Raw genomic sequence first — 13,884 nt, 5'->3', positions numbered from 1 at the left:
AGCTCGCTCCTACAGAGAGTTTTTTTCAGTCGATAAACAGATCCGGCATCAGCTTGTCGCTGCTGTCGGGCGCGAACCGATAGTGTTCGAACTCAGTCACACCGCTTTCTCGCAGTATTTCCTCATCAATCAACAAGCGCCCGGTCAGGCTGCGGTTTGCGCAGCTCAGAATCACATGCGCAGCATCGGCCATGATCGCAGGCGTGCGTGCATGCTTGAACGATTCCCTCGACCCCAGCTGAAACTCGATGGCGGCGGTGGCGATCATCGTCTGTGGCCACAGCGAGTTGACGCTGATCCCGTAATTCCTGAATTCCTCACTCATGCCCAGGGTCAGCATGCTCATGCCGTACTTGGTGACGGTGTACGGACTGTACTGGGCGAACCATTTGCTGGCCAGGTTCAGCGGCGGGGACAGATTGAGGATATGTCCGCCGGACTTCTTCAAATATGGCAGGGCAGCCTGGCTGCACAGCAATACGGCGCGGGTGTTGATCTGGTGCATCAGGTCAAAGCGCTTGAGTTCAATGTGCTGAACCCCGGTCAGCTTGATCGCCCCGGCGTTGTTGATCAGTGCATCGATACTGCCGAAGTGTTCGTTGGCCTGGGCCAGCGCCTGACGTACGGCTTCCTCTTCACGTACATCCACCTGCAAGGCCAGTGCCTTGCCGCCTGCCGCTTCCACTTCCTGCGCCACGCTGAAAATCGTCCCCGGCAGCTTGGGGTGGGGGGCGGCACTTTTGGCGGCGATCACAATGTTGGCGCCATCGCGCGCGGCCCGCAGTGCGATCTCACGGCCGATCCCACGGCTGGCGCCGGTGATGAACAGGGTTTTGCCTTGCAATGACATGCTGACGCTCCTGATTGTTGTTATGTGAGCGGGTCGGCTCGACAAACAATGTAGACGAAGTCTTTCAGGAGCAGTGGCGGGGGAACGGACGAACGCGAACTTGTGGTGAGGGGCTTGCCCCCGCTGGCCTGCGCAGCAGGCCTAAAGTCTGAGCACGCGACCTGACAGGCAGATCGCATGAGTCGGTTTTACGACGGCTGCGCCGCCGAACGGGGGCAAGCCCCCTCGCCACAGGGGGCGCGGTTATGCCATGACTTTTCGGATATCCCGCGCCAATTCCCGCACACGCTCTTCCTCGGTATCCCACGAGCACATGAAGCGTGCGCCACCATTGCCGATGAAGGTGTAGAAACGCCAGCCCCTGGCGGTCAGCGCGGCGATGGCCGGTTCCGACAGTTGCAGGAACACGCCGTTGGCCTGTACCGGGAACATCAGTTCCACGCCAGGAATGTCGCTGACCAGTTCGGCCAGCAATTGTGCGCAGTGGTTGGCGTGGCGGGCGTATTTGAGCCAGGCGTCGTTTTCCAGGATTCCGACCCAGGGTGCCGACAGAAAGCGCATCTTCGAAGCCAGTTGCCCGGCCTGCTTGCAGCGGTAATCGAAGTCTTCGGCCAGTTTGTGGTTGAAGAACAGGATTGCCTCGCCCACCGCCATGCCGTTCTTGGTGCCGCCGAAGCACAACACGTCGACGCCGGCCTTCCAGGTCAGGTCGGCCGGGGTGCAGCCGAGGAATGCGCAGGCGTTGGAGAATCGTGCGCCGTCCATGTGCAGGTTCAGGCCCAGTTCCTTGCAGGTGGCACTGATGGCGCGGATTTCGTCTGGGGTGTAGACGCTGCCGACTTCGGTGGCCTGGGTCAGGGTGACGACGCGGGGTTTCGGGTAATGGATGTCCTGGCGCTTGAGCGCGACCTCGCGGATCGAATCCGGGGTCAACTTGCCGTTTTCAGTGCGGGCGATCAGCAGTTTGGAGCCGTTGGAGAAGAATTCCGGGGCGCCGCATTCGTCGGTTTCGACGTGGGCGGTTTCCGAGCAGATCACGCTGTGGTAACTCTGGCACAGCGACGACAGCGCCAGCGAGTTGGCGGCGGTGCCGTTGAAGGCGAAAAACACTTCACAGTCGGTTTCAAACAGTTTGCGGAAATCGTCGGAGGCGCGGGCGGTCCACTCGTCGTCGCCGTAGGCGCGCTGGTGGCCGTGGTTGGCCTGTTCCATGGCGGCCCAGGCTTCAGGGCAGATGCCGGAATAGTTGTCGCTGGCGAATTGTTGGCTCTTGTCGGTCATGGCCTGCTTCCGTGGTCGAGATGCCTATGGTGAAGCGTCCCGTGGTCAATGAGGGTGCGCGCTGTACCCAAGATCGTCAGGTGGAGCGCACAGAATGTCGCTGTCGGGAAAATACAGTGTCGAAGGGCAATTATGCACGTGACAATGCACAAAACCATGCACAAGGCCATGCACTTAAAGCAGCGCGACGGGGCACTGGATCTGCTCAAGTGGCTGGCGCTTTTGAGCATGGTGCTCGATCACCTGCGATATGTCGGTTATTCCGCCGATCTGTTGTATGTTCCGGGGCGCCTGGCGTTTCCGTGGTTCTGTCTGGCGATGGCGGCCAACCTGGCGCGCGTGCGGGCTCCGACGACCGGCGGCCAGTGGCGCTATCTGGGTTGGTTGTTGCTGTTTAGCGCGGTGAGTGAAATTCCTTATCGAATGTACATTCCCAATCCCGACACCTTGAACGTGCTGCCCACCCTTGCCCTGGGCTTGTTGGTGGTTCGTGGCTGGCAGCAGCCGGTGCTTGCATCGCGACTGCTGGCGGCGGTTGCGTTGCTGCTGGCGGCGTTGTTCTCCCAGCGATTGATGTTCGGTTTCTTTGGCGTCCTGTTGCCTTTGGCGATGCTGCTGGTACTGCAACGGCCCTGGTATTTCGCACTATTGACGGGGCTGGTCTGTCTGGCGGCCAATCAGTGGCAGGTGCTGTATTACTCCGTTCGATTGGGCAATCCGGTGGCGATGGCGGCAGTCGCCACTTGTCTGATCGCGCCATGGCTCGGGCTGTTCTTGTTGCGACATGCAAAGGGCGTAAAACCACCGCCGATGCGGCGTTGGGCGTATGCGCTCTATCCCCTGCATTTCCTGGTGTTGCTCGCAGTGCGACAGGCCATCGCCTGACCTGTGGGAGCGAGCTTGCTCGCGATGGCGGCGGGTCAGCCGACATCAATGTTGAATGTGATGCCGCTATCGCGAGCAAGCTCGCTCCCACAGGGGATCTGCGCTGGATCGACGGTCGTGTTTGGCCTGCCATTTCCCGCCATGTCGTAAACGCACCTTTGCGTGGCGTCCATAGGCATTTGACCACTCGAAGCCGGTCATACCATCGCTATCAAAGGGCACTGCCGAAAAGCCAGTGCCTCACCGAGACGAATGGCGCACCGCCGCCGCTGGGAGAGACGCGATGTTCAGCAAGCAAGACCAGATCCAGGGTTACGACGATGCACTGCTGGCGGCGATGAACGCCGAGGAGCAACGTCAGGAAGATCACATCGAGCTGATCGCGTCGGAGAACTACACCAGCAAGCGCGTCATGGAAGCGCAAGGCAGCGGCCTGACCAACAAATACGCCGAAGGCTATCCGGGCAAGCGCTACTACGGCGGTTGCGAACACGTGGACAAGGTTGAAGCCCTGGCCATCGAACGCGCCAAGCAACTGTTCGGCGCCGATTACGCCAACGTCCAGCCGCACTCCGGTTCCTCGGCCAACAGCGCCGTATACCTGGCCCTGCTGCAAGCCGGCGACACTATCCTCGGTATGAGCCTGGCCCATGGCGGTCACCTGACCCACGGCGCCAAAGTGTCGTCCTCGGGCAAGCTGTACAACGCCGTGCAGTACGGCATCGACACCAAAACCGGTCTGATCGATTACGACGAAGTCGAGCGCCTGGCTGTCGAGTGCAAGCCGAAGATGATCGTTGCCGGCTTCTCGGCCTACTCCAAGACCCTCGACTTTCCGCGCTTCCGCCAGATCGCCGACAAGGTCGGTGCACTGCTGTTCGTCGACATGGCCCACGTTGCCGGTCTGGTCGCTGCCGGCCTGTACCCGAACCCGCTACCTTACGCCGACGTGGTCACCACCACTACCCACAAGACCCTGCGCGGTCCGCGTGGCGGCCTGATCCTGGCCAAGGCCAACGAAGAAATCGAGAAGAAGCTCAACGCTGCGGTATTCCCCGGCGCCCAGGGCGGCCCGTTGATGCACGTGATCGCCGGTAAGGCGGTGTGCTTCAAGGAAGCGCTGGAGCCAGGCTTCAAGGCTTATCAGCAACAAGTGATCGACAACGCCCAGGCCATGGCCGGCGTGTTTATCAAACGCGGCTACGATGTAGTGTCCGGCGGTACCGATAACCACCTGTTCCTGGTCAGCCTGATCCGTCAGGGTCTGACCGGCAAAGAGGCGGATGCAGCCCTCGGTCGCGCCCACATCACTGTGAACAAGAACGCTGTCCCGAACGATCCACAGTCGCCATTCGTCACCTCCGGCCTGCGTATCGGCACCCCGGCGGTGACCACGCGCGGCTTCAAGGTGACCCAGTGCGTCACGCTGGCCGGCTGGATCTGCGACATCCTCGACAACCTCGGCGATGCCGATGTCGAGGCCAATGTCGCCCAGCAGGTATCGGCCCTGTGCGCGGACTTCCCGGTTTATCGCTGAGTGCGGTTTTGGAGTAAATGACTATGCAACGCTACTCGGGCTTCGGCCTCTTCAAACACTCTCTCAGCCATCATGAAAACTGGCAGAAAATGTGGCGCACGCCGACCCCTAAAAAGGTCTACGACGTGGTCATCGTCGGCGGTGGCGGGCATGGTCTGGCCACGGCTTACTACCTGGCCAAGGAACACGGCATCACCAACGTGGCCGTGGTCGAGAAAGGCTGGCTGGGCGGCGGTAACACCGCGCGCAACACCACCATCGTGCGTTCCAACTACCTGTGGGACGAGTCGGCGCACCTGTACGAACACGCGATGAAACTGTGGGAAGGCCTGTCCCAGGACCTGAACTACAACGTGATGTTCTCCCAGCGCGGCGTCTACAACCTGTGCCACACCCTGCAGGACATCCGTGATTCCGAGCGTCGGGTCAGCGCCAACCGCCTCAACGGCGTGGATGGTGAACTGCTCGATGCCAAACAGGTTGCCGACGAGATTCCGTACCTCGACTGCTCCAAGAACACTCGCTACCCGGTGATGGGCGCAACCGTCCAGCGTCGCGGCGGCGTGGCCCGTCACGATGCCGTGGCCTGGGGCTTTGCCCGTGCCGCCGATGCCCTCGGTGTGGACCTGATCCAGCAGACCGAAGTGATCGGTTTCCGCAAGGAAAACGGCGTGTGCATCGGCGTTGAAACCAACAAGGGCTTCATCGGCGCCAAGCGCGTCGGTGTAGTGACTGCCGGTAACTCCGGGCACATGGCCAAGCTCGCCGGTTTCCGCCTGCCGATCGAATCCCATCCGCTGCAAGCGCTGGTGTCCGAGCCGATCAAGCCGATTATCGACAGCGTGATCATGTCCAACGCCGTGCACGGCTACATCAGCCAGTCCGACAAGGGCGACCTGGTGATCGGCGCCGGTATCGACGGTTACAACGGCTACGGCCAGCGTGGCTCGTACCCGGTGATCGAGCACACCATCCAGGCCATCGTCGAGATGTTCCCGGTGCTGTCGCGCGTACGCATGAACCGTCAGTGGGGCGGCATCGTCGACACCACACCGGATGCCTGCCCGATCATTTCGAAAACCCCGGTACCGAACATGTTCTTCAACTGCGGTTGGGGCACCGGCGGCTTCAAGGCTACACCTGGCTCGGGCAACGTGTTTGCCGCAAGCCTGGCCAAGGGTGAAATGCACCCGTTGGCCGCACCTTTCTCCATCGACCGTTTCCACAACGGTGCGTTGATCGATGAACACGGCGCTGCTGCGGTCGCCCACTAACAGGAGAAATCCCCATGTTGCATATCTTCTGTCCTCACTGCGGCGAACTGCGCTCCGAAGAGGAATTCCATGCATCCGGCCAGGCGCACATCCCGCGTCCACTGGATCCGAACAGCTGCACCGACGAGGAGTGGGGCGACTACATGTTCTTCCGCGATAACCCGCGCGGTCTGCACCACGAGCTGTGGGATCACGTCGCCGGTTGCCGTCAGTACTTCAACGTCACCCGCGACACCGTGACCTACGAGATTCTCGAAACCTACAAGATCGGCACCAAGCCACAATTCACCGACAAGACCGATAGCCCGAAAGCGGCCAGCACGGCTCTGGGAGAGAAGGTATGAGCCAGATCAATCGCCTGTCCAACGGCGGACGGATCGACCGCAACAAAGTCTTGACCTTCACCTTCAACGGCCAGAACTACAAAGGCTTCGAAGGCGATTCCCTGGCCGCTGCACTGTTGGCCAACGGCGTCGACATCATCGGTCGCAGCTTCAAGTATTCCCGTCCGCGCGGCATCTTCGCCGCCGGTGCTGAAGAGCCAAACGCGGTGCTGCAGATCGGCGCCACCGAAGCCACGCAGATCCCGAACGTGCGTGCTACGCAACAGGCGCTGTATCAAGGCCTGGTCGCCACCAGCACCAACGGCTGGCCGAGCGTGAACAATGACATGATGGGGATTCTCGGCAAGGTCGGCGGCAAGCTGATGCCGCCGGGCTTCTACTACAAAACCTTCATGTACCCGCAATCGTTCTGGATGACTTACGAGAAGTACATCCGCAAGGCCGCCGGTCTTGGCCGCTCGCCGACCGAGAACGATCCGGACACCTACGACTACATGAACCAGCACTGCGACGTGCTGATCGTCGGCGCTGGCCCTGCTGGCCTGGCTGCTGCACTGGCGGCTGCGCGCAGCGGTGCCCGTGTAATTCTGGCTGACGAACAGGAAGAGTTCGGTGGCAGCTTGCTCGATTCCCGCGAAAGCCTCGACGGCAAGCCGGCGATGGAGTGGGTGGCCAGTGTCATCGACGAACTGAAGAACACCCCGGACGTGCTGCTGTTGCCGCGCGCCACGGTCAACGGCTACCACGACCATAACTTCCTGACCATTCACGAGCGCCTGACCGATCACCTCGGCGACCGCGCACCGATTGGCCAGGTGCGTCAGCGCATCCACCGGGTTCGTGCCAAGCGTGTGGTGCTGGCGACCGGCGCTCACGAGCGTCCACTGGTCTACGGCAACAACGACGTACCGGGCAACATGCTCGCTGGCGCCATCTCGACCTACGTGCGTCGTTACGGCGTGGCACCGGGCAAGAAGCTGGTCTTGAGCACCAACAACGACCACGCCTACCGCGTTGCCCTGGACTGGCTCGATGCCAGCCTGCAAGTGGTGGCCATCGCTGACGCCCGCAGCAACCCGCGTGGTGCGCTGGTGGAAGAGGCTCGCGCCAAAGGCATCCGTATCCTCACCGGCAGCGCCGTGATCGAGGCCCGTGGCAGCAAGCGCGTGACCGCTGCCCGTGTGGCTGCCATTGATGTCAAAGCTCACACCGTGACCAGCCCAGGCGAATGGCTTGAATGCGACGTGGTGGCCAGCTCCGGTGGCTACAGCCCGGTGGTTCACCTGGCTTCGCACCTGGGTGGCAAGCCGATCTGGCGCGAAGACATCCTCGGTTTCGTACCGGGCGAAGCACCGCAGAAACGCGTGTGCGTCGGTGGCATCAACGGCGCCTATGGTCTTGGCGATTCCCTGGCCGATGGTTTTGAAGGTGGCGCCCGCGCCGCTGCCGAAGCCGGGTTCCAGACTGTCGAAGGCTTGTTGCCGAAAGCCCTGAGCCGTCTCGAAGAGCCGACCTTGGCGCTGTTCCAGGTACCGCACGAAAAGAACACCGCACGGGCGCCGAAGCAATTCGTCGACCTGCAGAACGACGTCACCGCCGCCGCCATCGAACTGGCGACCCGTGAAGGCTTCGAGTCGGTCGAGCACGTCAAGCGCTACACCGCGCTGGGCTTCGGCACCGATCAGGGTAAGCTCGGCAACGTCAACGGCCTGGCCATCGCTGCCCGCTCGCTGAACGTGACCATCCCGCAGATGGGCACCACCATGTTCCGTCCGAACTACACGCCGGTGACCTTCGGCGCCGTGGCCGGTCGTCACTGTGGGCACATTTTCGAGCCGGTGCGTTACACCGCGCTGCATCAATGGCACCTGAAAAACGGCGCCGAATTCGAAGACGTCGGCCAGTGGAAACGTCCTTGGTACTTCCCGAAGTCCGGTGAAGACCTGCATGCCGCGGTGAAGCGCGAATGCAAAGCCGTGCGCGACAGCGTCGGCCTGCTCGATGCTTCGACCCTGGGCAAGATCGACATCCAGGGCCCGGATGCGCGCGAGTTCCTCAACCGCGTCTACACCAACGCCTGGACCAAGCTCGACGTGGGCAAGGCGCGCTACGGCCTGATGTGCAAAGAAGACGGCATGGTGTTCGACGACGGCGTGACGGCTTGCCTGGCCGACAACCATTTCGTCATGACCACCACCACCGGCGGCGCGGCACGCGTGCTGCAGTGGCTGGAGCTGTACCACCAGACCGAATGGCCGGACATGAAGGTGTACTTCACCTCCGTCACCGACCACTGGGCGACCATGACCCTGTCCGGGCCGAACAGCCGCAAGCTGCTCAGCGAAGTCACCGACATCGACTTGAGCAGCGAAGCCTTCCCGTTCATGACCTGGAAAGAAGGCCTGGTCGGCGGTGTGCCGGCGCGGGTGTTCCGGATTTCGTTTACCGGTGAACTGTCGTACGAAGTCAACGTGCAAGCCGACTACGCCATGGGCGTACTGGAAAAAATCGTCGACGCCGGCAAGAAGTACAACCTGACGCCATATGGCACCGAAACCATGCACGTGCTGCGGGCCGAGAAGGGCTTCATCATCGTCGGTCAGGACACTGACAGCTCGATGACCCCGGATGACCTGAATATGGGCTGGTGTGTCGGTCGCACCAAACCGTTCTCGTGGATCGGCTGGCGTGGCATGAACCGCGAAGACTGCGTGCGTGATCAGCGCAAACAGCTGGTTGGCCTGAAGCCGATCGATCCGACCAAATGGCTGCCGGAAGGTGCGCAACTGGTGTTCAACACCAAGCAAGCGATTCCGATGACCATGGTGGGTCACGTGACTTCCAGTTACCTGCACAACTCCCTGGGCTATTCGTTCGCCATGGGCGTGGTCAAGGGCGGGTTGCAGCGGATGGGTGAGCGAGTGTTCGCACCGCTGGCCGATGGCAGCGTGATCGAGGCGGAAATCGTTTCTTCGGTGTTCTTCGATCCGAAGGGTGAACGCCAGAACGTTTAAATGGCCTCGGGTCCTGTGGGCGCGCCGTGAAACCGCGTCGTCTGCATCGCGAGCAAGCTCGCTCCCACAGGATTGAAGTCGCCAGAAAAATTTGTGCCAGGCATCAGTCCACTGTGGGAGCGAGCTTGCTCGCGATGGCGATAGAGCAGCCACCACAAGGGCCGGAACCAACAGAATTCAGAACAGGTGCTTTATGACCGCAGCCAATGTTTACCAACAACGCCCAACCTCCGGGGCCAAGGCCGAGTCGTCGTTGCATCATGCCGACCTCGCCAGCCTGGTGGGCAAGGGTCGCAAGAACGCCGGCGTGACCGTGCGTGAGAAAAAACTCCTCGGTCACCTGACCATCCGTGGCGATGGCCACGATGCCGCGTTTGCCGCGGGCGTGCACAAGGCCCTGGGCATTGAATTGCCAGGCGCGCTGAGCGTCATCGTCAAAGGCGAGACCAGTCTGCAGTGGATGGGACCGGATGAGTGGCTGCTGATCGTGCCGACCGGTGAAGAGCTTGCCGCCGAGCAAAAACTGCGCGCGGCACTGGGCGATCTGCACATTGCAATCGTCAACGTCAGCGGCGGCCAGCAACTCCTCGAACTGAGCGGCCCGAACGTGCGCCAGGTGCTGATGAAGTCCACCAGCTATGACGTGCACCCGAACAACTTCCCGGTGGGCAAAGCCGTCGGCACGGTGTTCGCCAAGTCGCAACTGATGATCCGTCACACCGCCGAAGACACCTGGGAACTGCTGATTCGTCGCAGCTTCTCGGATTACTGGTGGCTGTGGTTGCAGGATGCGTCCGCTGAATACGGCCTCAGCGTCCAGGCCTGATCACCACCGTCGCTGTAGGAGCGAGCCTGCTCGCGATGGACGTCAAGGCAACGCGTTGAATCAGAAAGTACGCGTCATCGTTGGCCTCCATCGCGAGCAGGGCTCGCTCCTACAGTAGGCATCCACCGATTTCTCAGGAGTCACCGCACCATGAGCCGCGCCCCAGACACATGGATTCTGACCGCCGACTGCCCCAGTGTGCTCGGCACCGTGGACGCGGTGACCCGCTTTCTGTTCGAGCAGGGCTGCTACGTCACTGAACACCATTCATTCGATGACCGGCTCTCGGGTCGTTTTTTCATTCGTGTGGAATTCCGCCAGCCTGATGGTTTCGACGAACAGTCGTTCCGCGCGGGTCTGGCCGAGCGTGGCGAAGCCTTCGGCATGATCTTCGAACTGACTGCGCCGAACTATCGACCAAAAGTGGTGATCATGGTCTCCAAGGCCGATCACTGCCTCAACGACTTGCTTTATCGCCAACGCATCGGCCAGTTGTCGATGGACGTCGCCGCCGTGGTCTCCAACCACCCGGACCTCAAGCCACTGGCCGACTGGCACCAGATTCCCTACTACCACTTCCCGCTGGATCCGAACGACAAGCCGTCCCAGGAACGTCAGGTATGGCAGGTCATTGAAGAGTCCGGTGCGGAGCTGGTGATTCTTGCGCGCTACATGCAAGTGCTGTCACCGGAGTTGTGTCGCAAGCTCGATGGCAAGGCGATCAACATCCACCACTCCCTGCTGCCTGGGTTCAAGGGCGCCAAGCCCTATCACCAGGCCTACAACAAGGGTGTGAAACTGGTCGGTGCCACTGCGCATTACATCAACAACGACCTGGATGAAGGTCCGATCATTGCCCAGGGTGTGGAGGCAGTGGATCACAGCCATTATCCGGAAGACCTGATCGCCAAGGGGCGGGATATCGAAGGGCTGACGCTGGCGCGGGCCGTTGGGTATCACATCGAAAGAAGAGTGTTTTTGAACGCCAACAGAACGGTCGTTCTCTAGATTTTTGGGGCCGCTTCACAGCCCATTCGCGAGCAAGGCGAATCGTCGCACCGCCGCTCCCACAGGTTTTGTGTTGTTCACAGATCTTGTGTCCACCCCCGATCCACTGTGGGAGCGAGCTTGCTCCGGGCGGCGTTCCGACGATGGGGCCCTGACAAGCAACACAAGACACACAGGCAATAACCCGAGCACTTAACGCGCTGCCTGCCTGGGCAACGTGGTTCCATAAAAACAACAGCGAGGTGAAAGCATGTCTGGCAATCGTGGTGTGGTGTATCTCGGCGCTGGCAAGGTCGAAGTGCAGAAGATTGACTATCCGAAAATGCAGGACCCGCGTGGCAGGAAGATTGAACACGCTGTCATCCTGCGTGTGGTGTCCACCAACATCTGTGGTTCCGACCAGCACATGGTGCGCGGTCGTACCACGGCGCAAACCGGCCTGGTGCTGGGCCACGAGATCACCGGTGAAGTGATCGAGAAGGGCAGTGACGTCGAAAACCTTCAAATCGGCGACCTGGTCTCGGTACCGTTCAACGTAGCTTGCGGGCGCTGCCGTTCCTGCAAGGAAATGCACACCGGCGTGTGCCTGAGCGTCAACCCGGCGCGTCCGGGCGGTGCCTACGGTTACGTCGACATGGGCGACTGGACCGGTGGCCAGGCGGAATACGCCATGGTGCCGTACGCCGACTTCAACCTGTTGAAACTGCCGGATCGCGATCGGGCGATGGAAAAAATCCGCGACCTGACCTGCCTCTCCGACATCCTGCCAACCGGTTACCACGGCGCAGTGACTGCCGGCGTTGGCCCGGGCAGCACCGTGTATATCGCTGGCGCCGGCCCGGTTGGTCTGGCCGCTGCCGCTTCGGCTCGCCTGCTGGGTGCTGCCGTGGTGATCGTCGGTGACGTCAACACCATCCGCCTGGCTCACGCCAAGGCCCAGGGTTTCGAAATCGCCGACCTGTCCCTGGACACGCCGCTGCACGAGCAAATCGCTGCACTGCTGGGCGAGCCGGAAGTGGATTGCGCCATCGACGCCGTAGGCTTCGAAGCCCGTGGCCATGGTCATGATGGCGTGAAACACGAAGCCCCGGCCACCGTGCTCAACTCGCTGATGGGCGTGGTGCGTGTGGCAGGCAAGATCGGCATCCCCGGCCTCTACGTGACCGAAGACCCGGGCGCTGTCGACGCTGCCGCGAAAATGGGTAGCCTGAGCATTCGCTTCGGTCTGGGCTGGGCGAAATCCCACAGCTTCCACACCGGCCAGACCCCGGTGATGAAGTACAACCGCCAGCTGATGCAGGCGATCATGTGGGACCGTATCAACATCGCCGAAGTGGTAGGCGTTCAGGTGATCAGCCTGGATCAGGCTCCGCAGGGTTATGGCGAGTTCGATGCCGGCGTGCCGAAGAAGTTTGTGATCGATCCGCACAAGATGTTCAGTGCGGCGTAAGTCTTCACGCAATAAAAAACGGCGACCTTCGGGTCGCCGTTTTGTTTTGGGCGTAAACCATACCTTGTGGCGAGGGGGCTTGTCGGATCGCCACAAAGGAATCACAACGCCGCCAATGCCCCTTGGTACAGCACCGGCCCCGTCGGCTGCCCGGTCGGCGAGCCGCCCTTCGGTTCAAGACTGACCGCCAGCGCAATCGGCTTGCCGATCAGCGCTTTCTGCGTCTCGCTCAATTCGACCTTGCCTTTGCCTCCAGCCGGAATCACGCCGAGGGAGATCGGCTTGCCGTCCGCCGGAATCGCCCACAACTCCAGACTTTGCCCGGGTTCGACAGCCGCGAGCGTCAGCGGCTCGACTTGCAGGTAATTCTCGTGGGCCTGTACGCGCATCGCGGGTTGCGCATCGGCGTTGACCAACGTGGCGCTGTAGCGGGCGTCGTCGGGGAGGTAGAGCACACCGAGAGTCACTGCGACCAGCAGCGAGAAAACCGCCGCCGTCACTCGCAGCCAATTCCAGAACGGACGCTTCTCTGGCACGTGCAGCACTTGCGGTTCGATCCGCGCGGTAATGCCTTGCCAGACGCGATCCGGCACCGGCTGCTCCGGCAGGGCTTCGGTCAGGCTGAGCAGGCTTTCCTGCCACTGTGCCAGTTCCGCGCGCAAGGCCGCGTCTTCCAGCAATAGCTGTTCGAAACGTCGGCGCGCGGTGGCGGGCATCAGGCCAATGGCATAGTCGGCGGCGAGGGCGCGGCGCAGGGTCGGGGTTCGATAGTTCATGATTCAAGGCACCTGCGCAGACGCTCCATGCCGCGGCGGATCCAGGACTTCACCGAGCCCAGCGGCGCGGCCAGGTGTTCGGCCAGTTCGGAGCACGACAGTCCCTGGAAATAGGCGACGGTGATCGACTGGCGCTGCATGCCTTCGAGGCTGTCCAGGCACCGGTTCAGGGCGTTGGCCTCGCGGGCGCTGGCCAGTTGCTCGTGGACCGATGGGCTTTCATCCACGAGCATCTGTTCTTCGAGATCGCTCAATGGCCGATCGCGGTGTTTGCGCAACTGGTCGATGGCCTGATGACGGGTGATGTTGATCATCCAGGTCAAAGGCGCCGACAAATGCGCTTCGTAGCGCGATGCATTGTTCCAGATGCGCACGAAACTCTCTTGCAGTACCTCTTCGGCCAGGTCCGGCCGGCCCATGAAGCGCAACGCTACCCCGTGCAGGCGCGGGCCGACACTGCGGTACAGCGTCTCGAAGGCGCGGCGGTCGCCCAGTGAACACTGGGCCAGCAGTTGCCTGAGCTGATCGGCGTCGGCGATGGGAATGGCGGTTCTCCCGGAAAGCGGAGCAGGGGGCCGGTTGCAGGCAGAGGTTAGTTCACGGCGCGCAGTTGTTCCATTCACGGCGAACACCTCGGGC

12 protein-coding genes are annotated in these 13,884 nt (G+C 61.6%); 8 read left to right on the top strand and 4 right to left on the bottom strand.

Annotated elements, in window-relative coordinates; all coding sequences use genetic code 11:
- Window positions 1-25 precede the first annotated feature (25 nt).
- Both PMI29_RS25570 and PMI29_RS25575 read right to left on the bottom strand, forming a co-directional pair.
- The gene (locus PMI29_RS25570; protein WP_007994431.1) at window positions 26-850 is read right to left on the bottom strand and encodes an SDR family oxidoreductase; all 825 of its coding nucleotides are present in this window, start codon (window positions 848-850) and stop codon (window positions 26-28) included.
- Window positions 851-1,093: 243 nt separating this feature from the next.
- Window positions 1,094-2,131 (bottom strand): threonine aldolase family protein, encoded by a 1,038-nt coding sequence (locus PMI29_RS25575; RefSeq protein ID WP_007994430.1) that lies wholly within the window; start codon window positions 2,129-2,131, stop codon window positions 1,094-1,096.
- A 132-nt stretch (window positions 2,132-2,263) separates the two neighbouring features.
- Between PMI29_RS25575 and PMI29_RS25580 the strand changes: the two genes are divergently transcribed.
- The 8 genes from PMI29_RS25580 to fdhA all read left to right on the top strand — a co-directional run bounded on the left by PMI29_RS25580 (window position 2,264) and on the right by fdhA (window position 12,469).
- A complete protein-coding gene (locus PMI29_RS25580; protein ID WP_007994428.1) occupies window positions 2,264-3,016 on the top strand; it encodes a TraX family protein in 753 nt (250 codons plus the stop codon).
- 283 nt (window positions 3,017-3,299) lie between these two features.
- The gene (glyA, locus tag PMI29_RS25585; RefSeq protein ID WP_007994427.1) at window positions 3,300-4,553 is read left to right on the top strand and encodes a serine hydroxymethyltransferase; all 1,254 of its coding nucleotides are present in this window, start codon (window positions 3,300-3,302) and stop codon (window positions 4,551-4,553) included.
- A 23-nt stretch (window positions 4,554-4,576) separates the two neighbouring features.
- Window positions 4,577-5,827 carry a sarcosine oxidase subunit beta gene (locus PMI29_RS25590; RefSeq protein ID WP_007947735.1) on the top strand — a complete coding sequence of 417 codons (1,251 nt, stop codon included), beginning with the start codon at window positions 4,577-4,579 and terminating at the stop codon, window positions 5,825-5,827.
- Between the two features lie 14 nt (window positions 5,828-5,841).
- Window positions 5,842-6,171: a sarcosine oxidase subunit delta gene (locus tag PMI29_RS25595; protein ID WP_007980417.1), complete on the top strand. Its 330-nt coding sequence runs from the start codon at window positions 5,842-5,844 to the stop codon at window positions 6,169-6,171.
- Window positions 6,168-9,185, top strand: a complete 3,018-nt coding sequence (locus tag PMI29_RS25600; protein WP_007994425.1) for a sarcosine oxidase subunit alpha — start codon at window positions 6,168-6,170, stop codon at window positions 9,183-9,185. The genes PMI29_RS25595 and PMI29_RS25600 overlap by 4 nt, the downstream gene beginning before the upstream one ends.
- 193 nt (window positions 9,186-9,378) lie before the next feature.
- The gene (locus PMI29_RS25605; protein ID WP_007994422.1) at window positions 9,379-10,011 is read left to right on the top strand and encodes a sarcosine oxidase subunit gamma; all 633 of its coding nucleotides are present in this window, start codon (window positions 9,379-9,381) and stop codon (window positions 10,009-10,011) included.
- A 150-nt stretch (window positions 10,012-10,161) separates the two neighbouring features.
- The gene (gene purU, locus PMI29_RS25610) at window positions 10,162-11,019 is read left to right on the top strand and encodes a formyltetrahydrofolate deformylase (protein ID WP_007981374.1); all 858 of its coding nucleotides are present in this window, start codon (window positions 10,162-10,164) and stop codon (window positions 11,017-11,019) included.
- A 250-nt stretch (window positions 11,020-11,269) separates the two neighbouring features.
- The gene (gene fdhA / locus PMI29_RS25615; RefSeq protein ID WP_007981376.1) at window positions 11,270-12,469 is read left to right on the top strand and encodes a formaldehyde dehydrogenase, glutathione-independent; all 1,200 of its coding nucleotides are present in this window, start codon (window positions 11,270-11,272) and stop codon (window positions 12,467-12,469) included.
- A 101-nt stretch (window positions 12,470-12,570) separates the two neighbouring features.
- Here fdhA and PMI29_RS25620 read toward each other — a convergent pair whose 3' ends face one another.
- The gene (locus PMI29_RS25620) at window positions 12,571-13,245 is read right to left on the bottom strand and encodes an anti-sigma factor (RefSeq protein ID WP_007994418.1); all 675 of its coding nucleotides are present in this window, start codon (window positions 13,243-13,245) and stop codon (window positions 12,571-12,573) included.
- Window positions 13,242-13,868: a sigma-70 family RNA polymerase sigma factor gene (locus PMI29_RS25625; protein WP_033052001.1), complete on the bottom strand. Its 627-nt coding sequence runs from the start codon at window positions 13,866-13,868 to the stop codon at window positions 13,242-13,244. The genes PMI29_RS25620 and PMI29_RS25625 overlap by 4 nt, the downstream gene beginning before the upstream one ends.
- Window positions 13,869-13,884 lie beyond the last annotated feature (16 nt).

The sequence above is a fragment of the Pseudomonas sp. GM49 genome, from assembly GCF_000282355.1.
Taxonomy (GTDB): Bacteria; Pseudomonadota; Gammaproteobacteria; order Pseudomonadales; family Pseudomonadaceae; genus Aquipseudomonas.
The sequence above is the reverse complement of the archived record's forward strand: the minus strand, read 5'-3'. Positions and strand labels throughout refer to the sequence as shown.

Bases quoted from the DNA above. Each gene is read 5' to 3' on its own strand.
- PMI29_RS25570 (WP_007994431.1), bottom strand. From the start codon at position 850: ATGTCATTGCAAGGCAAAACCCTGTTCATCACCGGCGCCAGCCGTGGG.
- PMI29_RS25575 (WP_007994430.1), bottom strand. From the start codon at position 2,131: ATGACCGACAAGAGCCAACAATTCGCCAGCGACAACTATTCCGGCATC.
- PMI29_RS25580 (WP_007994428.1), top strand. From the start codon at position 2,264: ATGCACGTGACAATGCACAAAACCATGCACAAGGCCATGCACTTAAAG.
- glyA (WP_007994427.1), top strand. From the start codon at position 3,300: ATGTTCAGCAAGCAAGACCAGATCCAGGGTTACGACGATGCACTGCTG.
- PMI29_RS25590 (WP_007947735.1), top strand. From the start codon at position 4,577: ATGCAACGCTACTCGGGCTTCGGCCTCTTCAAACACTCTCTCAGCCAT.
- PMI29_RS25595 (WP_007980417.1), top strand. From the start codon at position 5,842: ATGTTGCATATCTTCTGTCCTCACTGCGGCGAACTGCGCTCCGAAGAG.
- PMI29_RS25600 (WP_007994425.1), top strand. From the start codon at position 6,168: ATGAGCCAGATCAATCGCCTGTCCAACGGCGGACGGATCGACCGCAAC.
- PMI29_RS25605 (WP_007994422.1), top strand. From the start codon at position 9,379: ATGACCGCAGCCAATGTTTACCAACAACGCCCAACCTCCGGGGCCAAG.
- purU (WP_007981374.1), top strand. From the start codon at position 10,162: ATGAGCCGCGCCCCAGACACATGGATTCTGACCGCCGACTGCCCCAGT.
- fdhA (WP_007981376.1), top strand. From the start codon at position 11,270: ATGTCTGGCAATCGTGGTGTGGTGTATCTCGGCGCTGGCAAGGTCGAA.
- PMI29_RS25620 (WP_007994418.1), bottom strand. From the start codon at position 13,245: ATGAACTATCGAACCCCGACCCTGCGCCGCGCCCTCGCCGCCGACTAT.